The 23131-nt window shown below is 32.8% G+C and carries 12 protein-coding genes; all 12 read left to right on the forward strand.

The genetic code is table 11. The annotated features are described in order from the left end of the window. Positions 1–297 precede the first annotated feature (297 nt). The 12 genes from ABID14_RS08425 (at position 298) to ABID14_RS08480 (ending at position 22965) form a co-directional block, all read left to right on the forward strand. The gene (locus tag ABID14_RS08425; protein ID WP_354369070.1) at positions 298–624 is read left to right on the forward strand and encodes a hypothetical protein; all 327 of its coding nucleotides are present in this window, start codon (positions 298–300) and stop codon (positions 622–624) included. Further along, positions 611–2554 carry a V-type ATP synthase subunit I gene (locus ABID14_RS08430; protein ID WP_435529960.1) on the forward strand — a complete coding sequence of 648 codons (1944 nt, stop codon included), beginning with the start codon at positions 611–613 and terminating at the stop codon, positions 2552–2554. The genes ABID14_RS08425 and ABID14_RS08430 overlap by 14 nt, the downstream gene beginning before the upstream one ends. Positions 2555–2564: 10 nt before the next feature. Beyond that, positions 2565–3035: a V-type ATP synthase subunit K gene (locus ABID14_RS08435; RefSeq protein ID WP_354369074.1), complete on the forward strand. Its 471-nt coding sequence runs from the start codon at positions 2565–2567 to the stop codon at positions 3033–3035. A gap of 8 nt (positions 3036–3043) precedes the next feature. Next, on the forward strand, positions 3044–3598 hold the full coding sequence (locus tag ABID14_RS08440) for a V-type ATP synthase subunit E (protein WP_354369076.1): 555 nt from the start codon (positions 3044–3046) through the stop codon (positions 3596–3598). A gap of 10 nt (positions 3599–3608) precedes the next feature. Beyond that, on the forward strand, positions 3609–4598 hold the full coding sequence (locus tag ABID14_RS08445; RefSeq protein WP_354369077.1) for a V-type ATP synthase subunit C: 990 nt from the start codon (positions 3609–3611) through the stop codon (positions 4596–4598). Next, positions 4588–4899, forward strand: a complete 312-nt coding sequence (locus ABID14_RS08450; RefSeq protein ID WP_354369091.1) for a V-type ATP synthase subunit F — start codon at positions 4588–4590, stop codon at positions 4897–4899. Before ABID14_RS08445 ends, ABID14_RS08450 begins: the two co-directional genes overlap by 11 nt. A 12-nt stretch (positions 4900–4911) precedes the next feature. Beyond that, positions 4912–6684 (forward strand): V-type ATP synthase subunit A, encoded by a 1773-nt coding sequence (locus ABID14_RS08455; RefSeq protein ID WP_354369079.1) that lies wholly within the window; start codon positions 4912–4914, stop codon positions 6682–6684. After that, a complete protein-coding gene (locus ABID14_RS08460) occupies positions 6677–8137 on the forward strand; it encodes a V-type ATP synthase subunit B (RefSeq protein ID WP_354369081.1) in 1461 nt (486 codons plus the stop codon). Before ABID14_RS08455 ends, ABID14_RS08460 begins: the two co-directional genes overlap by 8 nt. Beyond that, a complete protein-coding gene (locus ABID14_RS08465) occupies positions 8137–8820 on the forward strand; it encodes a V-type ATP synthase subunit D (RefSeq protein WP_354369083.1) in 684 nt (227 codons plus the stop codon). Before ABID14_RS08460 ends, ABID14_RS08465 begins: the two co-directional genes overlap by 1 nt. Positions 8821–10184: 1364 nt before the next feature. Continuing rightward, a complete protein-coding gene (locus tag ABID14_RS08470; protein WP_354369085.1) occupies positions 10185–10454 on the forward strand; it encodes an ACT domain-containing protein in 270 nt (89 codons plus the stop codon). Between the two features lie 12 nt (positions 10455–10466). Further along, positions 10467–11822 (forward strand): PFL family protein, encoded by a 1356-nt coding sequence (locus ABID14_RS08475; RefSeq protein ID WP_354369087.1) that lies wholly within the window; start codon positions 10467–10469, stop codon positions 11820–11822. Positions 11823–12252: 430 nt separating this feature from the next. After that, positions 12253–22965, forward strand: coding sequence for a Rib/alpha-like domain-containing protein (locus tag ABID14_RS08480; RefSeq protein WP_354369089.1), 10713 nt, complete (start codon positions 12253–12255; stop codon positions 22963–22965). Positions 22966–23131 lie beyond the last annotated feature (166 nt).

Raw genomic sequence — 23131 nt, forward strand, 5'->3', positions numbered from 1 at the left:
AAAATTAAAAAATATTTATCTCTAATTTGTGTAATTATTTTTCTTTTTTTATATTTTTAGGTTTTTTGAGTTACAATTTGTAAATAAAAGCATTATAATATGGGTATAATTAAATTATCGATGATTAAGAGAGGTCATCGTTTTATTTTATATTATATCTTATATCGCTACTTATTTTATTTTTTATGCAAATAAATAGAAATTTATCACAGTAAAATGATTTACTGGTATTATATTCTATTATTGAAGATATTTTAGTGATATAATTAATTATAGTGCTTTATAGGGGGTGATTTGGTGTCAACAGATGCTGTAAAAAGAGTCAGAGACTCTGAAGCAGATGCTAAAAAAATCATTGATGATGCGAATTCAAAATCAAAAGAGATTATTGAATCTGCTAAGATCGATGCCAAACAGGCCTATGATGATTTAGTTTCAAAGGCCAAAGAAAACCGTGCTCATATTCTTGAGAAGGCAAGAGTAAAGGGTGAAAAAGACAGCATACCGATAATTGATGAGGCTAAGGCAGAAATAGATGATTTATCTAATATTGATGTTAATTTAGCTTCGAATGCAATTAAATCAGTTGTAGAGAGGATTGTGAATAATAATGGCAATAGTTAAAATGAAAAAATTTAACCTCTTTACCTTTGATGAAAATAGAGAAAAGCTTTTGGATAGATTTCAGAAGTTTAATTATGTTCATCTTGTGGAAACTGATGTGGAAGATGGTTTTGATGAGGAATTTTCTAGACCAAAGTCATCTGAGGAACTTATTGAGATTGATAATAAAATTAAGAGATCTAAAGATGATATAGACCTTCTACTTAAGTTTAAAGATAAAGAAAATTTATTGAAAAGCTTAAAAGAGGGTGTCGAGGATATAAGTCTAGAGGAATTAGAAGAGAAAGCTATTAGTTTCCCTTTTGAGAAAATTGATGGTGAGATAAAGTCTTTAATCAATCAAAAGGATAAAAACAAGAGTGAAATTCAAAATATAGATTCAAAAATTGCAGATTTAAAGCCGTGGAAGAAGCTTGATTCTTCTATGGACGATATTAATTCTCTCGATTCTGTAAATGTTTACACAGGAACCGTGTCATCAAAGTATGCACAGGAGTTCGAAGAAGAGATTTTAAAATTTGATCTTATGCATGTTGAGAGAGTTTCACAAGACAAGAATTATTATTACTATTTGATTATTGCAGATTTTTCTATTGATAAAGAGGTTAAAGAACTTCTGACAACTTATGGTTTTACTCCATTAAGTATCAAGGCAGAAGATAGAGTTATTGATAAAATCAATTTTTATGAAAATTTAAAAAAAGATTTAAGTGACAAAAATAATAATATTGATGAAAATTTAAAAAAGTATTTGGTATATTTAGATGACTTCAAGATAAGTTATGAGTTTTATCGCAACGAAAAAATAAAGATTATGTCGGAGTCGAAGTTTTTAAAGACTACAGAACTTGACCTTATTGAGGGTTATGTTCCAGATAATAAATTAAAAGATTTTGAGTCTGAAGTTCAAAAAGTTTGCGGTGAAAATTATTATTTAAGTGGCAAAGATGCAAATAAGGATTCGAAAGATGTGCCAATTTTACTTAAAAATAATTCTTTTGTAAGTCCTTTTGAGTTAATGACAGAGATGTATGCTATGCCTAAATACAATGAAATTGACCCGACACCATTTTTTGCACCTTTTTACTTTATTTTTGCTGGAATAATGGTTGGTGATTTTGGCTATGGTCTTTTAGTTTTTTTAGGTACTTTATTTGCTTTAAAAACTTTTAATTTAACTGAGAAGAAAAGGCGTTTTATTAAGTTTTTTAATTATCTTTCTATTTCTACAATAATTTTTGGACTTATTTTTGGTTCGTTTTTTGGAGGAATTATTGATTTGCCAAGTTTGATTGACCCGGCTGAGGATTCTACTTTACTTGTTATTATTTCTCTAATACTTGGTGGTATTCATATATTCTTTGCTTTGGGAATTAAAGCTTATATGAACTTAAGAGATGGAAAACCAAAAGATGCTCTTTTTGATGTAGGTTTTTGGTACATGGCTTTAATTGGCGTGATTGGATTTTTGTTAGGAGGTCCAATTGATATATTAATGCCATATAAAAAAGTGTTTTTGGCAGTCATGATAATTGGAATGATAGGTATTGTAGCTACAGGTGGACGAAGTGAAGAGTCTACGGCAGGTAAAATTGGATGGGGAGTATATTCTCTTTATGGGATAACTTCTTATCTTGGTGATTTTGTTTCATATCTAAGACTAATGGCTTTAGTTTTATCGGGCTCGTTTTTGGGCCTTGCTATCAATATGATTGCAGGAATGTTATTCGGTTCTGGAATTATAGGAAAAATTTTTGCAATTTTAATTTTTGTAGCATTTCAACTTTTTAATGCATTTCTTTCTTATTTGTCAGCTTATGTGCATACAGCTAGGCTTACTTATGTAGAGATGTTTAATAAGTTCTATGAAGGTGGCGGAATACCTTTCAAGAAGATGATAGAAAATTCAGATTATTTTAATATAGACTAGGAGGAGAAATATGTTTAATGAGTTAATATCACAATATGGCGGACTAATGATGGGAGCAATTGGTATATTTTTGGCAGTTGCACTTGCGGGTGCTGGTTCCGCTAAAGGTGTAGGAATGGCAGGGGAAGCTGCGGCTGGTGTTGTAATTGATGAACCAGACAAATTTGGTAAGTCATTAGTTTTACAATTATTGCCAGGTACACAAGGTTTATATGGTTTCGTTATTGGTCTATTTATTTTATTTAGATTATCGGTAGATACTCCTGTGGATACAGGATTTATGTATATGGCAAGTGGTGCAGTTATTGGACTTGCTGGTTTAATTTCTGCCATTTCTCAAGGAAAGGTTTCTGTAGCTGGTATTAATATACTAGCAAAAAATGAAGAGCAACAAGCTAAAGGTATCATTTTTGCAGTAATGGTTGAGCTTTATGCTATCCTTGCTTTTGCAATTTCTTTCTTTATATTATTTAGAGCCTAGGTGATACTATGGCTGGATTAGATAACATATTGGCGAAAATTAAAGATGATGCAGAAAAACAAGCAGATGTTATCGTTAAAGAAGCAGAAGCAAAAAGAGAAAATATTATAGCGAGTGGTAAGGATAAGGGCAGAAAAGCCGTTTATCAAATTTTAAGAACAACTCGTGAAGATAGAAACAATATCTTGATGCGTGCTTCTTCTCAAGCTAAGTTAAAAGCTAGAGATATGATAATTACGGCAAAACAGTCTAAAATTGATGAGGTTTTAAATAAAGTTTTGCATGAGCTTGATAATTTAAGTGAAGAAGAATTTATTAATTATGTTAAGAATAATTTAAAAGAGATAAATTTGAGCGAAAAAGATGTAATAGATGTTCCAAAAAAATATAGAGAAGCTATAAAAACAGCAAATCTCGGTGTTACTGTTTCAGATAAAGATGTTCAAAATGGTTTTAAATTGCACAAAGATAATGTTTTGTATAATGGCGATTTTGAATCTATACTAGAGTCTTCAAGAGAAGATTTAGAAAAAGATTTAGCGGAAGAACTCTTTGATAATTAGGAGGTCATTTATGGATAGAAATAAATTTATCCAAAGTTCGGCACGTGTCCGCATTCTTGAAAAAAAACTCTTAAAAAATGAAAATTTTATGAGATTATCAGAGCAAGAATCACTAAAAGATACGCTTAGAGCTTTAACGGATACAGTTTATAATGAATATTTGAATAAACTTGAGTCTCCTACCAAATACGAAGATATGCTGTCAAATGAGCTTACAAAACTATTTAGAGATTTATATGAACTATCACCTGAAGATACTCCAGTTGATATGGTAAGCCTTAAATATTTTTATCACAATATGAAAGTTTTGATAAAAGAAAATATTCAGAAAGAAGACTTTTCGCATCTGTATATTTTGGTGAAGGATTTTGACTTAAAAAATTATCGTGAAGCTCTAAAGAAAGAAATTTCTAGAGATAAGTATCAAGAAATGCTATTAAACGCTAAAGAACTTTACGAAGAGACTCATGATCCTCAAATTATTGATGTATTTTTTGATAATGAGTATTTTAGAGAATTGTTAGAAATAGCAGAAGAGTCTAAAGTGGATTTATTTATACGATATGTTAAAAATTTAATTGACTTTACTAATATCAGGACACTTTTAAGAGTAAAATCCGAAGGTGCTGGTAGTGAATTTCTCACAAATGTGTTGATAGATGGAGGAAATATCTCTAAAGATTCATATTATTATCTTTTGAAAGCAGATTTAAATGATAGTGATACTTTGAAAAAACTAGAAATTTATAAATATGTAAAAGAAGGACTTGAAAATTATAAAGAAAACAAGACTTTGACAGATTTTGAATTAGAAATGGACAATTATTTTATAGATTTAATTAAAGAGGTAAAATATATTACTTTTGGTCCAGAGGTTATTTTCGCATATGCTCTAGCAAAAGAAATGGAAATAAAAAACTTGAGAATAGTTTTGGTTTCTAAATTAAATGGGCTTGATAAAGAATTTATCAGAGGAAAGTTGCGTGATAATTATGTATAAAATAGCAGTAATAGGAGATAAAGACTCTGTCCTATCTTTTAAAGCTATTGGTGTAGATGTATATGTAGCATATGAGAAAGACAAGGCAAGAGCTATTGTAGATAAACTCTCAAAAGACGACTACGGAGTTATATTTATCACAGAAGAATTGGCAGCTAAAATACCAAACACTATTTCAAGATATGACGATAAGCTTGTACCGGCAATTATTTTGATACCGTCTAATAAAGGTAGTCTTGGAATTGGAATGGAAAAATTAAATAAAAATGTAGAGAAAGCAGTAGGAGCTAATATATTGTAAGGAGGAGCTTTATTGAAATCAGGAAAGATAATTAAAGTATCCGGACCACTTGTAGTGGCAGAAGGCATGGAAGATGCCAATGTCTATGACGTGGTTGAAGTTTCAAAAGATAAATTAATAGGCGAAGTTATAGAGATGAGAGGAGATAAGGCTTCTATTCAGGTATACGAAGAAACAACTGGTATTGGACCTGGAGATGATGTTTATACAACTGGAGCACCTCTTTCTGTAGAACTTGGACCAGGCATGATAGAAGAAATGTTTGATGGAATACAACGTCCTCTTGAAATGCTAAAAGATGAAGCTGGAGACTTTTTAAAAAGAGGAGTAACTGTAAATCCACTAAATAGGGAAAAGAAATGGGAGTTTTCACCACTTGCAAAAGTTGGGGATGAACTAGTAAGTGGCGATGTTCTTGGTACAGTAGAAGAAACAGCTGTTGTTACTCATAAAATAATGGTGCCAAATGGTATAAAGGGAAAATTAAAAGAAATAAAGAGTGGTTCATTTACTGTAGTAGATACTATAGCAGTTCTAGAAACAGAAAATGGCGATAAAGAACTTACTATGATGCAAAAATGGCCCGTTAGACGTGGGCGACCTTTTGCAAAAAAAATTGACCCTAAAGAACCTTTAGTTACAGGTCAAAGAGTTATCGATACATTTTTCCCAATAACTAAAGGTGGTACGGCGGCAATTCCAGGTCCTTTTGGATCAGGAAAAACAGTAGTACAACATCAACTTGCCAAGTGGGCAGATGCTGAAATTGTAGTATATGTAGGATGTGGCGAACGCGGCAACGAAATGACTGATGTATTGATGGAATTTCCTGAACTTATTGATCCAGACACAGGCGAGTCAATAATGAAGAGGACGGTTTTAATTGCAAATACATCAAATATGCCCGTAGCTGCACGTGAGGCTTCGATTTATACAGGAATTACAATTTCGGAATACTTTAGAGATATGGGTTATTCTGTTGCTATGATGGCTGACTCTACATCCCGTTGGGCAGAAGCTCTTCGTGAGATGAGTGGGCGTCTTGAAGAGATGCCTGGTGATGAGGGTTATCCTGCTTATCTTGCATCTAGAATTGCAGAGTTTTATGAGAGAGCAGGACGTGTCATTGTAAATGGAGCAGAAGAAAGAGAAGGAGCTTTATCTGTAATTGGTGCGGTTTCTCCTCCAGGTGGAGATATTTCTGAGCCTGTTACACAAAATACTTTGAGAATTGTTAAAATATTCTGGAAGCTCGACTATGATTTATCTTATCAACGTCACTTCCCGGCTATTAACTGGATAGATTCATATTCTTTATATCAAACAAAAATAGATAAATATTTAGATGAGAATTTAAATGATGCATTTTCTGCTAACAGAAAAAGAGCAACAGCATTATTGCAAGAAGAAACAGGCCTTTTGGAAGTAGTTCGTCTAGTAGGGCGTGATACATTATCTGAAAAAGACCAATTAAAACTTGATATAACAAAGTCAATCAGAGAGGACTTTTTACAACAAAATGCATTCCATGATGTAGATACCTATTGTCCTTTAGAAAAACAGTATAAAATGCTCGATACAATTTTATACTTTTATGACAAATCACTAGAAGCTTTAGATAAAGGCGTTTACTTCTCTGAAATTGAATCTCTAGATGTAAAAGAAAGAATTGCAAGAATGAAATATGTTGACAACGAAAAATTGGAAGAAATTGATTCGATAAAAGAAGAGATAGATAATTCATTGAAAGATTTAGAAATAGGAGGTGCCGAAATAGATGCTTAAAGAATATAAATCAGTAACGGAAGTAGTTGGCCCTCTTATGGCAGTAGAAGGTGTCGAAGGAGTTACTTACGAGGAACTTGTAGATATTGAAATACAAACAGGAGAAAGAAGACGTGGTCGTGTTATAGAAATAGAAGGCGACAAGGCCATGGTACAAATATTTGAAGGTTCAAGTGGTATTAACCTTCAAGATACTAATGTTAGATTTTTAGGAAAGCCTCTAGAGCTTGGAGTATCACCTGATATGATAGGCAGAGTCTTTGATGGGCTTGGGGCACCTATTGATGGTGGGCCTAAAATAATTCCCAAAGAAAAAATAGATATAAATGGTACTGCAATAAATCCAGTATCAAGAGACTTTCCATCAGAATTTATTCAAACGGGAATATCTGTAATTGATGGTCTAAACACTTTAGTTAGAGGACAAAAACTTCCAATATTTTCAGCAGCAGGACTGCCACATAATGAGCTTGCTGCACAAATTGCAAGACAAGCAACAGTGCTTTCAGGCGGAGACTTCGCTGTAGTTTTTGCAGCTATGGGAATCACATTTGAAGAAGCACAGTACTTTATTGATGACCTTACAAAAACAGGAGCCATTGATAGATCGGTATTATTTATAAATTTAGCAGATGACCCTGCAATAGAAAGACTTGCCACTCCTAAAATGGCACTAACTTGTGCAGAATATTTGGCGTTTGAGCAAAACAAACACGTACTTGTAATATTGACAGATATGACAAATTATGCAGAAGCCCTTCGTGAAGTTTCTGCAGCGAGAAAAGAAGTACCAGGAAGACGTGGATATCCAGGTTATTTATATACAGACCTTGCAGGTATTTATGAAAGAGCGGGTAAAATCAAAGGTAGAAATGGTTCTATAACACAAATACCAATTTTGACAATGCCTGAAGGTGACATAACTCACCCAATACCTGACCTTACTGGATATATAACAGAAGGACAAATAATACTTTCCACAGAACTTTATAAACAGGGACTTGAGCCGCCAATAAATGCCATACCATCATTATCAAGACTTAAAGACAAAGGTATAGGCAAAGGAAAAACTCGAGAAGACCATGCAGATACGATGAACCAAATATATGCAGCATATACTGCCGGTAAAGAAGCAAAAGAACTTTCTGCAATATTAGGAGAAACAGCCCTTTCAGAAACTGATAAAGCTTTTGCCAAATTTGCTGAAAAATTTGAAGAAAGATATGTATCGCAAGGTTTTGAGACTAATAGAGCAATTGAAGAAACACTAGACATTGGGTGGGAACTTCTTTCACTAGTTCCTAAGAGAGAACTTAAGAGAATTGATGACGAATTGATAGAAAGATTTTATCTAGGAGAAAAAGAGGCTGTAGAGGCAAATAACAATTCGGATATAGAAGGTACTCAAATAAATGAAGCAGAGGAAAATAAAATAGAAAATGAGGGATTATAATGGCAAAGATGAATATAAATCCCACAAGAATGAATCTGTCAATATTAAAAGACAGGCTCGAAACCTCAACCAGAGGACATAAGCTTTTAAAAGATAAACAAGATGAGCTCATGAGGCAATTTATCAATCTCATAAAAGAGAACAAGAAACTCAGAGAAGAAGTAGAAGAAAAATTACAAGAATCCTTCAAATCTTTTTTGATGGCGTCTGCAACAATGAGCCCTCAAATGTTAGAAGAAGCAATAGCACTACCCACTATGAAGACTTTTGTAGATATACAAAAGAAAAATGTAATGTCAGTAAATGTACCAAAGATGAGTTTTAAAACTGAAAAAATATCAGAAAATGCTTCGAGATATCCCTATGGATATGCACAAACAACTGCTGACTTGGACTTTGCTATAGAAGATCTTACAGAAGTTATGGACGAGCTTTTAGAATTAGCACAAAAAGAAAAAGCAGCCCAGTTAATGGCAGATGAAATTGAAAAAACAAGAAGGAGAGTTAATGCTCTAGAGTATAAGACAATACCAGACTTGAAAGACACCATAAAATATATAAGAGCAAAGCTTGACGAAAACGAAAGAGCCAATATAACAAGACTTATGAAAGTCAAGGATATAATATCAAAAGAAGAATTGAAAGAACCAAAAACTGAAAAGATAAACAAAGCTCTAGTGTAAATAATGTAAAAAGAAGAACGATAATTTATGAAAAGATTAGTTGTCATTTTTGTAATAATTGTTGTACTTTGTAATAATACTGTGTTTGCGGCTAAATAAAAAACTCAAAAAAAAATAATGAAGTAGTAATTTCTATTTATGACAGTATAGATGAATATTAGCAAGAGAAGCAAGATGAAGTCTGCAAATACTCATTTGGAAAACTACTAACATTAGAACTTGTTTTTATCAGGAAACATGATGGAAATAATGAAGACTATTATTATTTAATATTCGATAAAACAATTCGTTATTTTATAGTAAATAATCCTAATATCCAACGCGAGATTTTTATTTATTCAGGGATAAATAGAGAGAGTATCAGAAAAAAGATATAAAATACCTGAATTATATATGATATTGAAAATTTTATAGAGTTTAATTATATTAAAAATGAAAAAGGTCGGAATATCCGATCTTTTTTGTTGCCAAAATCTATTTTTAGTGGAAGATTGTATATTATATTTATTCAAATAATAAAACTAAATATTATAAGAAATCTCTACTAAAAAGCGTGCCAACGCATAAAGAGTCTTGCTTGTAATGGAGAGAACTTTTCCCCTACCATGTCATCCTGAGCGAAAGAAATCTGCCAAGATTTCTGAAGTCGAAGGATCTGCATGTAGTGGAGAGAATCTGTAGAGTTTCAAATAAAAAGTATTCAAACACCCAAACCACGAACAATCATAGCAAAAAGTCGAAAAAGATTTTTAACTGTTTGAGCGTAAGCGAGTTTTAAAAATCCGTCTTTTTGCGAGGTAAAGAAAAACTAAAGAGGCTAAAACTTTGTCTAAAAAAGGCGTGGGGGCTTGGTTGGTAGCTCGAAGGAAAGGAAAGGGGGCCTCGCAGCGGAAGCGGAATGCCCACTTTCCTTCCTTCGAAAGAATAATAAGATGGCAGTATAAAAAAATATTTATTAAAAAGACTTCTATTAATTTTTACAGAACGGCTACTCTACAGGCAGATTCCTCGACTACGAACCCTTTGGGTTTTCCGCTCGGAATGACAGTTGTAGGGGTTGTCGTTGATCTTTCCAATGTCATCTCGACTAAAAAGCATAGCGAACGCATAAAGAGTCTTGCATATAGTGGGGAGAATATTCCCTCTCCCATGTCATCCTGAGCAAAAGAAATCTGTCAAGATTTCTGTAGTCGGAGGATCTGCATGTGGTGGAGAGAATCTGTATAGTTTCAAATAAAAAGTATTCAAACACCCAAACCACGAAATAAGATGGTTTAATCTTATATAAGTGATATTACTATAACTTTTTTCATACAACGCACTAAATTATGGTATAATGTTATTAATTTTTATGGAGGTGTATTATGCGAGCAGTTATAACAGTTGTAGGTATTGACCGAATTGGAATTGTATATGAAGTAGTAAAAAAAATGGTAGAGTTTGAATTAAATATCGTAGATATCACTCAAACAATTTTAGATGACTATTTTACCATGATAGTTGTAGTTGATTTAACTAAAATGAATGCTGAGTTTCCTGAAGTGGTAGATGCATACGAAAAACTAGGCGAAAAGTTGGGTCTATCTATTAGAGTTCAACATCAAGGTATTTTCGAAAAAATGCATCAAATTTAATGGAGGATAGTTATGGATAAAAATAAAATACTGGAAACTGTCCGCATGCTCGATCAAGAAAATCTAGATATCAGAGCCGTAACTTTGGGGATATCGCTTTTAGATTGTATTGATAGTGATGGGGAAAAAGCACGCGAAAAAATTTATAAAAAAATCGTCAAATATGGAAAAAATTTAGTAGAAAAGGCTAATGAAATTGGCAAAAAATACGGAGTTGAAATTGTTAATAAAAGAGTATCGGTTACTCCAATTTCACTTATTGCTGCTGCATCAAATGATGATAATTATGTAGAATTTGCGAGGACTTTAGATAAGGCAGCCAAAGAAATTGGTGTTGATTTTATTGGTGGTTTTTCGGCTCTTGTGCAAGGCGAGATGACAGAATCTGATGAAAAATTAATTAAATCTATTCCACTAGCACTTTCTAATACTGATTTTGTATGTTCTTCTGTTAATGTGGGAAATACAAAAATGGGACTAAATATGGACGCTGCAAAACTCATGGGTGATGTCATAGTAGAAACAGCACAAAAAACTAAAGATAATGATTCTATAGGTTGTGCAAAACTTGTTGTATTTGCAAATGCAGTGGAAGATAATCCATTTATGGCGGGAGCTTTTCATGGTGTAGGTATGGGCGATGTAGTTCTACATGTGGGAGTTTCTGGTCCAGGGGTGGTGAAATATGCAATTGAAAAAGTGCGTGACAAAGATTTCAATATTCTTTCGGAAACTATAAAAAAGACAGCTTTCAAAATAACTAGACTTGGAGAATTGATAGGAAAAGAAGTGGCAAAAGAAATAGGAGTTAATTTTGGAACAATTGATTTGTCGCTTGCCCCAACACCTGTTATTGGAGATTCTGTTGCGAGAATATTAGAAGAAATAGGAATTGAAACTGTAGGCGGACATGGAACTACTGCGGCACTGGCACTTTTAAATGACGCAGTCAAAAAAGGCGGAATAATGGCATCGAATCATGTAGGTGGTCTCAGTGGAGCATTTATACCCGTGAGTGAAGATGAAGGCATGATTGCAGCAGCTCGAAGTGGTAAGATTTCTCTGGATAAATTGGAAGCGATGACTTCTGTTTGCTCAGTTGGGCTTGATATGATTGCAATTCCGGGAGATACTAAACCATCAACTATAACTGCAATGATAGCAGACGAAGCTATGATAGGAATAATAAATAATAAAACTACAGCAGTTAGGATTATTCCAGTTATTGGAAAAAATGTAAAAGAAGAGGCATATTTTGGTGGACTTCTAGGGTCAGCGCCGATAATGCCAGTGCATCCTGGTTCTTGTGACAAATTTGCCAATAGAGGAGGCAATATTCCTGCACCAGTACACAGTTTTAAAAATTAATTGCATAATTTTTGAGTATAAATTATTCGAAATAAAGTTATAAATTCAAATTTAATTATAATCAATATAGTATTGTAAAAATAGCATTTCTTAGGAGTGCTATTTTTTTTACACAAATGTAATATTGAATTGATTATAGTATTTTTCATATATTAATTTGGGGTATATATTAAATTACAATGATAGCACATAAAAAGTATTTATATTTTTCAATAGACAAACGATTTTGTTTATAAAAATTTCCATATCACTAATGATTAGTGCTCATATGTATTGTTTTCGTGCTTTTTCTGTGCTAAATTTATTGTATAAATTATTTTAATTTTGAGCTATTTTATAGCTCTGATATTTTATATGTAATTTTAAATTTTGTGAAATAATAAATATACTTATTTTATGAAATTTAGAATTAAAACTTAGGAGGGAAAATATGATACGACAGAAAAGGTTTATCACACTGTTTCTCGCAATTTTGTTATTGATAGGTACATTTCCTGTTAATATTTTTGCAGCAGTGGAAAAACCTAATTGGGACAATGCAGCATTAGAAGAGATTGATGCTAATTATTGGGCATTGCCCAAAACTACAAAACCAGTTTCTATAAGTACACAAGATCCAGTGAAGGTAACTTCTCTTGTATATGATGGAAACTATGTTAATGCTAAAGGTCAAACGGTGATTAGATTTGCATGGCAACATAGACAAACTGTTAAATCTAGTTACTGGCAAAAGGTTATTTTTAAATTTGATCCAGACCTTTTTAATAAGATTAATTGGAATGATACTAAAATTCACACTAAAAATGGTGATGTTTCATTTGGCTCTAATAATGCTGCAAATGCTAAACAGATTCCATTTTACGGTACTGGCGGCTTAATTGAAGGGTCATTTGGTGGTAAGGATATCAGAATTCCGATTGATATTGTATTAAATAGTGGCGTAACTGTAAATGATTTGAATAAAGACTATTTAATACAAAATCGTATTACTGATATGGCTGAGACTTCGGTGCTATCCAATTCTTTTGGAAATGGTCACACATATCAGTCTTATACAAAAGCTACCATGGTGCCTTTTGCTTCAGGTTCTTTTTCTAAGAGTTTACCGCAAAGGTATTATGATCAACCTGAAAAACTTGATATTTATGGTACTACAAGTTTTGCAATATATGATGATGTACAAAAAAAGGTACTTATATATTATGGATATCAAAAAAATGACACTTTAACAGGTAAGATGGATATAGTTGGTTTAAAACAAATAATACCGACTGCTTTTAAGAATATTTTGAAAACAGACCAAGATGGAAATGTGGGGCAAATATATCTTGCAGATTATAATTTAAGCAGATGGAATAATAATATCTCTATTAAATTTAAAAATTCAGATTTTAATAATGACGGTTCTAATGAGAGAATAATTTTTGCACCAAATGGTTTTAATAGAGAAGATAGTTTTAGAACAGTTACTATTCCTAAACTAAATGACTATGCAACTTGGGGTGCTACTAAGGACATAGTCCGTGTATACACTGTATTTGAATATAACATAGATGAAGAAAAGCTAGAGAAGTTATATGAAGAGGAAGATTTTCTTAAAAACTTTATAGCAACAACATCTTATGTAGTAGGTTCTGCCGATCAGTGGAAAGAATATAATTTAACTCTAAATGAAAATGTAAATATTCCGGCTGGTGGCAAATTACAAGTTAATTTTGAAACATCACTTAGCAAAAAGAATGCAGATATCATTGTAAAGGTTGGAGATAGATATTTTAGGTACAATAATTATCCTTATGCAGCTGATGCTGAAGGACAAATAGGTAATCTTTATTTTGATTCAACTACTAGTACTTCAAATAAATATAGAGAAACTCTACATGATGGTATGTCAATACCACAGGGTACGGATATTAAAATATACACTCTATCAGCTTATGATAAGAATACTAGTGCCAATATTACTCTAGGTGATAAGACTTTTACAGCTAATGCAGGACTAAATTCAGTTAAATTTGAAGATCTTTACGAGTCAAAAGAAAATATTGGTATTCAAATTCCAAGAAATGAGTTTAATCCAAAGGTTGATGAAATATTTACTGATTCAACTGAAATGACTGGTTACGCAAAGAGAGTAGAAGCTGATGTTTTAATAAGACAATTACTTCCAGCTTCCAAAAAAATTGATGTTAGAAGACCTACTGATAGTGTAGCCACACCAATTGATATCAATGGAACTCAATACGATGGATATAAATTTACATCTTCTAAATCTGACGGGACTTCTACTTTCAGTTTTGTTAAGGATGCACCTATAAAATTTAGAACAGTTAAACAAAATATATTTCCTGGAAAATGGGTAATTGAACAAGTTCAATCCAAAATAGATTTTGACTACAATGGTGGTATTTATAAATCTGGCACAACAAATATTGACCACGTTGAAAAAATTGTTCCTTTTAATAAAGAATATTATTACAATCCATCTACTGGAGAATTAAATCCTAATTATACTCCTAATGGTTTCGTGGGAGATAATATAAAATTAGAAGATAATGAAGGTAATAAATTAACTGGAGAGGCACTTGCTAAGAGACAGTTTATTTTTAAGGAAACTGAAAGCAATTACAAGACTAATATGCCTAAGCTTTTAAATGATTATGATAATAGTATGACTATTATTGGTTGGACTACTGTCAAATTAAAAAATGGTGAAAAGACACAAGAACAGCAATTTAGAGAGCTAAAGGCTGGCGGAGATGCTAATCATGTTAGAAATATTGATGATTGGAAGAAAACAGAGCCTCTAATTTTCGATGAAAAATCTCCTATAAGTGAACATAAAACTGTGTATGCAGTATGGGGTGAAAAAGGTATTTCACTAGTGCCTAACTGGTCAGAAAATGGCATAGAAAAATCTGGAATAGTAAATGTGCCTATATCTAATGGAAAACCTGGTGATAAAGTTACTTTAACTTCTGTCTACGGGCAAGGAGATTTTGTAAGACCAGGATATTCACTTGTTGGTTTTTCTGTAAATAAAGACGCTAAAGAACCTGATAAAAATGAGACTTTATTAAATGGTAAAGTTATAGATAGATTTTTGCGTGATGGCGACACATACACTTTACCTGAAAATTATACTGACGGAATGAAACTCTATGCTGTATGGAAACCATATTTCACGGTAAAAGCTTCAAAAGAATGGAGCCCTGAGTATTCACTTGATAACAATAAAAATAATTTACAATTAGCTCTTTTAGGTAGACCTGCAGTGGGTGCTTTTGGTGGAGAAGTAGTAGATGTAGATGGTCAAGCCATATATTATCCTATGCCTGGCACAGAAAAAGATTATACTGGGTCTGGAGAAGTGATATGGGAAAACATGCCATCTTATGACGGAAAAGGTAAGAGAATGTCATATCTAGTAGTCGAACTAGTTGACGACACGATGAAACAAGCCTTTAAAAATGGTTCAACAGATATGACAGACTATGGAATAATAATCTCACCTATGTCGGGTACACCTGGTACTGATACTTTCAAACCTCCAAGAAAAATTCAACCTGTCGGATTTGAAGGAGAAGGAGGAGTAGACGCTTTTACAGGTGCTACTGTTAGATCACATTTTACTGATACAAATTATAATAATGCAGTAAATCCACATGACACTTCTGATTTTGGGTATTTTGACACATATGGATATAAAACAGTGTTGACAAATACAAAAGCTGAAGTCGTTATGCCGATTATTGACCAAGTAAAGGTAAAAAAGACAGAGCCGCGAAATGATATTACTATTAATATTAAGGACGACATTACAGATATAGATGAAAGTTATACAGTAAAAGGGAAAATAGATTTTGCAGCAGATAGTAAAAGTGACATAGAATACACCGCAACTTATAAAAATGGAGAATGGACAATTGTTTTTAACCCTTATGGTGAAGCTATTTCCCTTGATAAAGAAAATTCGAATTCAGAAAAATTAGTTTTAAAAACAAAAGATCCACTTGAAGTTGATGATAAAATAACAGCTTCTTCACAAAAAGGTGCTGCAACATCTCCAGTTACTCAAATGATAGTTCAGTTAGATGAACCATCTAGACTTCCTACTGATATCAAACAGGTAAAAAATATCAGCGAAGGCGATAAGTATTATTCAGTAATTGAAGCTAAAGAATTTGAGCTTGAATTAAATGGCATTCCAACAAAAGTAATGCCTTCAAATACTGAATATACATTAGTTGATGAAGCAGGCGAAGAAGTTTTAATTGAAGGAGCACCTATAACTGTAAAAGCAGATGAAACTGGCAAAATTACTTTTAAAATTCCTCATAATGAAACTAATGACGGTAAAATATATAAAATTAAAGTAAAAGAACCAGATAGAGATCCTAATACTACAACAGATTCTGTAACACTAGTTACAAAAGCTCCAAAAATTAGTGCTTTAAATAAAATAGAGGGCTTTGTAGGAGAGCCAATAAAGCCACTAAAAATTACTACAGATAAGGATGCAAATTTAATATTTGATCCGTCTATTTTACACAGTGGTCTATCTCTAGATAAGACAATTGGAGATTATAATAGACAGTGGACAATTAATGGTACACCTACAATAAGTGGACAAAGTTCTTTTGTTTTTAGGTCAGGAGATGAATTTGGAAATAAATCTTTCCTTTATTCTGTAAATATCAATATTTTAGATAGAATAAAAGTTGTAGAAGATACATCGAGTGCAGTTCCTGCTGGCATGCTGAGAGTGACTTTTAAACTCGCTGATGATGCTAAAGGAAAGCTTGAAATTAATGGAAATCCTGTTGAAAATAACAGTATAACTTATGATGTAAAACAAGGACTTGCTTTGTCAGATGCAAAATCTTTAGGCCTTGATATACCTGAAATTGTTGCAGATGATGGATATACTGGTACTACTTGGACTCCAGCTATTCCCGATATATTTAATGAAAGCGGAGAATATATAGCTAGTATAAAACAAAATATTATTGAAACTGATGGAATAGGCGAAATACCAGAAGGTTATACAAGAGTTAAGTTTGTCACTGGTAATGGAGTTGAATTTACAAACGCTAAAATTTATGATGTTTTAAATGGAATGACTCTACCAGCTTATTATTATCCAAACTACAATGTAGTTGGTAATTTTGAAGAACCAGTGAGATGGACTTATACTGATGGAATGGACACCCTTCTTGCTGAGCCTGGAACATTAATCGTAGGAAAAGCTGGAGATAAAGCTCCAAAAGAGATAGAGATTAAAGCCGATGCTAAGTCTACAGGAAATATTAAGATAACAGTTGAGTCAGAGAATTTAATTGACAAAGAAAACAATGTATTAACTGTAAAAGAAGATAGTATATGGCATGATATTAAATCTGAGGCAGAAAATCTTCTAAATGTAAATTCTGAAGAGTCTATTCTTTGGACATTAAATGGGGAACCTATAACTGATGCAACTCGTTTTAGTGATGATTCGACTATTAAAGTGACTGTCGTTAAAAATATTGTCACTGGTACGAATAAATTAGATGCACCAAGAGAAGGATACACTAGACTTGAATTTAATGCAGATAGCGAAAATTCAGATGCAGTAATTAGCTATGGGGAAATCAAGGATATAGAATATTTTTATATTGATGCTCTAAATGGCACTGAAGTTTCTGTTCTAGGACTTGAAAATATCACAGCGACAAAAGAGGGAAATGCATTTAAAGAGTGGAGTCCTACACTTCCAACTTATGGAAATGTAGAACAGCTTCCTGATAAAGAGTTTACTGCTATATATGAAGCTCTAGATTCGGTAATAGCATTTGTACCAAGCGATATAAATAATCCGGCTAATGCTAATGATGAAAACATCCCAACCACTGACTCTAATGGCAATACTATAGATAGAAATAATTATGTAGTAGTTGCATTCAAATTAAATCCAGAAAATTCGGGGACTTTGAGTTTAGGTGAGCTTTCTAATGAATCTGTAATTTCAGCATTAGTATCTAAAAATACAGATTGGGCAAATGTTGAAATGCCAAAAACAATTGCCAATGCAAGTTACGATTTTTGGTATTGGGAAGATTTAACTGGAAGTGTTAATGATGGCGATGTCAGAATAGCAAACTTTATAACAAGTGGACAAGAAATTAGTGCAGATAGTGCTGATTTACCAGAAAACTACCACAAAGTTACAATAACTAAAGGTACTGGTGTAGAAGATGATGCACTCTTTGGAAAATCTTATGCAGTTAAAGAGTTAGCTACTCTTCCACAAGATAAATTCCCAGTATTAACTGCAAGTGAGGGATATAAGAATCCTACTTGGAATGTTGAAGAACCTTGGAATGTTAAAATGCAAGATAAAGATATTGAGTTTACTGCGTCAGCTGTATCGACAGATTTTGATAATGAAAATGTCGATAAAATCGAAATCAAAACTCAGCCAGAGCTAAACTATAAAGACGGAGAAAATCTTGATTTAACATCTTTAGTAGTAACACTGACAGATAAGAATGGAAACAAAGTAGATGTTCCATTTGAAAAGTTTGCAGAGTATGGTTTAACAACAAACCCAGAAAATGATACTACACTAACTGCAGATAATAATGGTAAACCAGTAGAAGTAAGTATCAATGAAAATGTAAAGGCGAACACTGATAATTTAACAGTTGTACCTTTCTCAAATGAAAGTGTAATAGCTTTTGAGCCAAGTGACAAAGTTAATCCAACTGATAAAACAGATGAAAATATTCCAAAAATAGATAAAGATGGAAATGAGATTAAACTTTCTGACTATACTATTGTGGGATATGTGGCCAAAGAAAATGGTACTTTGACATTGGGCGATTTAACTAATAAAGAAGCCATTTCGCTCCTAGTTAAAAATGCTACTCCTTGGGCAGATGTTCAGGCACCTACACCTGTGGGAAATGAAGGTTACAGATTTGGTTCTTGGAATCCTAATCTTGAAACAGAAGGCAATGTAAGTGAAAAAACTTTTGAAGCAAGTTTCTATAAAGCTGATTCTATCATTCCAAAGAATGTAGATAATGCTACTAATCCGGATACATCAAGATATTCACTAGTAAAATTTGTAACTTCTGATGAAAACAAAGGAAGTGTGATAGCTAAAGAAGATTCAGGTTCTACAGAATTCTGGGTTGATGTAAGGGAAGGAAATGTAATTTTTGCAGATTTAAGTGAAAAGGTGAATGTGACTGCAAAAGAAAATTATATTTTCAAAGATTGGACAAAAGATGACTTAACTATAGTTAAGGAAGCAACTAGAATTAATGAAGAATTTGTAAAAGTAAATAGTGAAATTACAATTAAGGCAAACTTCAGTGATAACTTTGAGAGCATCATTCCTGGAACTGGAAATACTAAACCAGAAGGATATGTTACAGTAATATTTACTTCAGGAGACAATGCTAGTCTTGATGGAGAAAAAACTTATTATATTAAACCTGATGGTTCAGTTAGACTTGGAGATATTATAGAAAAAGCTCCGATTATAAATCCTAATGAAGGCTTTAAAGTATCAGAGCCAAACTGGAAAAAAGAAGGAGAAATTAAGAGCCTAGATATTTTAGAAAAGATAACTTCAGATATAACTTTAGTGGCAAATGTAGCAAAAACTGATGCTGAAAGTTATACTCCGGTTATTAACAATTTATCCGTAGGTAAAGATGCTACAGTTAGTCCAACTGATTTTATTTCAAACTTAAATAAATCGGTAAAAGTTGGAGAAGATACTTTTGATAAATTACCAACTGGAACAAAAGTAGAATTTGTGGGCGATGCTCCAGATACTACAAGTGCAGGAGAAAAAGAAGTTACCTTAAAAATAACTTATCCAGATGGATCTGAAGATGAAATTAAGGCGAACTTAGAGGTACTAGACCCTCCTAAAAAAGAAGCAGAAATTTATACACCAGTTGACAACAACCAAACTGTAAAAGCTGGTCAAAAACCTCTAGCTTCAGACTCAGTTAAATTTACAAAGGACGGCGAAGATGTAGCTATACCAGATGGAGCTGTAATTGTTTGGGCAAGTGAACCTGATACTTCAACTACTGGAGTAAAAGATGGCACGGTTACAATAATCTATAGTGATGGAAGTAGGGAAAATCTAGCTGTAAAAATTACAGTTGAAGAAAAAGACCCAGATATCATTCCAGTAGAAAATGCTGATACTCCAATAAAAGATGGTTATGTAAGAGTTGTATTTGAAAAAGATAATAAAATTAAAGAACTAAAAGGCACAACTATTTACGATGTTCGCAAAGATTCTGATGTTAGATTGGGAGATTTAACAAAACCAGAAATAACTCCAATGGATGGTTATAAAGTTTCTGAGAGTCCTTGGAAATTAAATGGCGATAAGTTAGACGAACTAAAGAGAATTAAAGACTTTACAGAAAAAGAAACAGTAACAATAACGGCAACTGCTGATGAGAATCAAGCTCTCGCTAACGAACCTACTGTAATAAATCAAACTGTAATATCTGGCGAAACTCCAATAGCTGAAAAACATGTAAGTAATATAAATGAATTACCAGCGGGAACAAGTGTAAATTATAAAGAAACACCACCAACAGAAGTTGGTACACATGATGTAACTATTGTAATTAATTATCCAGACGGAAGTTCTGAAGAGAAAACTACAAAGATTACAATTGTAACAGCTGATGCTATAGTTCCAGTCCTTCCAAAAGATCCATCTAATCCTGACTCTGGTGAAACTGAAAATCCAGATGAAACACGCTATGTATTAGTAGAGTTAAAAGCTGGAGAAAATGGAACATTAGAAAAAGTTGGAGACAATAAGACACTTAAATTCTATGTTGATAAAACTAAAAATGTTACTTTTGGAGATATTTCATCTAAAGTAAATCCAGTTCCTAATGAAGGTTATGATTTTACTAACTGGACTGGTGAAGATGGAACAGAATTAACTGAAAATTCTAAGATTACAGATAATTTAGTTGCGACTGCTAATTTTACAAATAAAGCAGCTTCCAATGAACCTAAAGTAAATGATGTTAGAGGAAGTGACAAAACTATAGGCGGAACTGGAGTAGCTGGAGCAAAGATTGAAGTCAGTCTTCCAAGTGGAGAAAAACTTACTACAACAGTTGGCACAGATGGAACATGGAAAGTTGAAGTTCCAGAAGGGACTAATCTTCAAGCTGGAGATAAAATAGAAGTTACTCAAACAGAAAATGGTAAATTACCAAACAAAACTACAGCAGAAGTTTTAGAAAAAGATGTATCAAAAACACCTACAATTCTTCCTGCAACTGAAGGAGATACAAAAGTAACTATCACAGTTCCTGAAAAAACAGATGGAACAGTAGAAGTTGTAGTTAATAAAGGTAAAGATAACGAAAAAACTTATACCGCTACAAAAGATACAGATGGAAACTATATTGTAAATCTAACAGAAGAACTTAAAGCTGGAGATACAATTGATGCAGTATTTACTGAAAAAGATAAAAAATCTACTGAAGCAAGTACTGTCACTGTGCAAGGAAAAGAGGCATCAGATGCAGTTAAATATAATCCAGTTGCACAAGAGATTACTAAGAAATTTGGTGAATCAGTAACAGAAAATGAAATAATTGGAGCAGTCACAGTTCCAGATTATCCTGAAGATGCAGAACAAAAACCAGTGGTAACAATTGACAAAGGTCAAATACTACCAGATGGAAATTCGCCAGGAGAATATAATATAAATGTAACAGTAACTTATCCAGATAAAACAGAGGATAGAATAACTGTTAAAGTAACTATTGTTGAAGATGAAGTTAAGCCTTTAGCAGATACAATAGAACCAAATATTCCAACAAAAACTCCAGTAGGAGATATCAATAATCTTACAGATACTGAAAGGGAAGAAATCGCAGATAAGATTAAAGAAGCCAATAAAGATATTTTCCCTGAAAACACGACAGTTTCTGTAGATAATAAAGGTAATGCAACTATTATTTATCCAGATAATAGTGTAGATACTATTGTTGCAACTGATTTAGTAAAACTAACAGAGAGTCCAGAAGATAAAACTTCAAGAAAGCCTGATATCAATAAACTTGAAATTGGTGATATGATAATTTCTGGTAGAGGTGTGGCAGGTTCACAAATTATAGTAACTCTACCTAGTGGAGATACACTTGAAACAATTGTAAATGATGACGGCACTTGGGCAATTAAATTGCCTTCTCCAGTAGAAGATGGCGAAAAATATGTTGCAGTGCAGATAGAAGAAGGTAAAGAACCATCAATTCCTGATGAGGAAAGTGTAATAAAGGACAATAAACCTGAGGAACCAAATATTCCGGATATACCTGAAATACCAGAGTTCCCTGATAGACCTATGCCACCTATACCTGAAAGGCCAGAAAGAGATTATGATGATTACTTTAAATTCCCTATTTATGTAGAGGAAAAACCAGTAATTGAAGAAAAAATAGTTCCACAACGTGAATATCTAATTCATAATGCGTATATGAGTGGATATCCAGATGGCACATTTATGCCAAATGGAAACATGACTCGTGCAGAAGCTGCAGCAATCCTTACAAGGTTATTAAATCTGCCAGTTGCAGACATAAATGCACCTAACTTCACAGATACGCCAAGTGGCTGGTACAATGCATATATTAATGCTATTGTGAAAGCAGGTTATATGAGTGGGTATCCAGATGGCAGTTTTAAACCAAATGCTAAGATAACAAGAGCAGAATTTGCACAACTAATTAAAAATATTGGAAATGAAAACACTACAGTGGCTCCATTTGAAGATATTAAAGGTCATTGGGCAGAAGATGCAATCAATAAAGCTTTTGGCAATGGATATATAACAGGATATCCAGATGGGACATTTAAACCAGATGGCAATATAACAAGGGCAGAAGCTACAGTAATTTGCAATAAGATGTTTGACAGAAAAGTTGATATAATAGGTCAACTAACAGATTTATCTAATGTAGGTTCAATAAAATTATTTAAAGATGTAGACTCATCACATTGGGCTTATTTTGAAATAATGGAAGCTACAAATGACCATAGATTTTATAGAAGAACTATTGGGCTAGTAGAGGAAAATTGGACAGAAATTAGATAAAATTAAATAAATATACTAAAATAATAATGGTATATTTTAAGAGAGACGAGTAATGCTTGTCTCTCTTTTTTTGTATGACGGGCATGTTCTAATGCTGGGGTGAAATTCCCTAAGGAGCGTAGTTGTCGACGAATCCCATAGCAACTTGCAAGTTTCACATGGTGAC

It is taken from the genome of Peptoniphilus olsenii (genome assembly GCF_040545475.1).
Classification (GTDB): domain Bacteria; phylum Bacillota; class Clostridia; order Tissierellales; family Peptoniphilaceae; genus Peptoniphilus_A; species Peptoniphilus_A olsenii.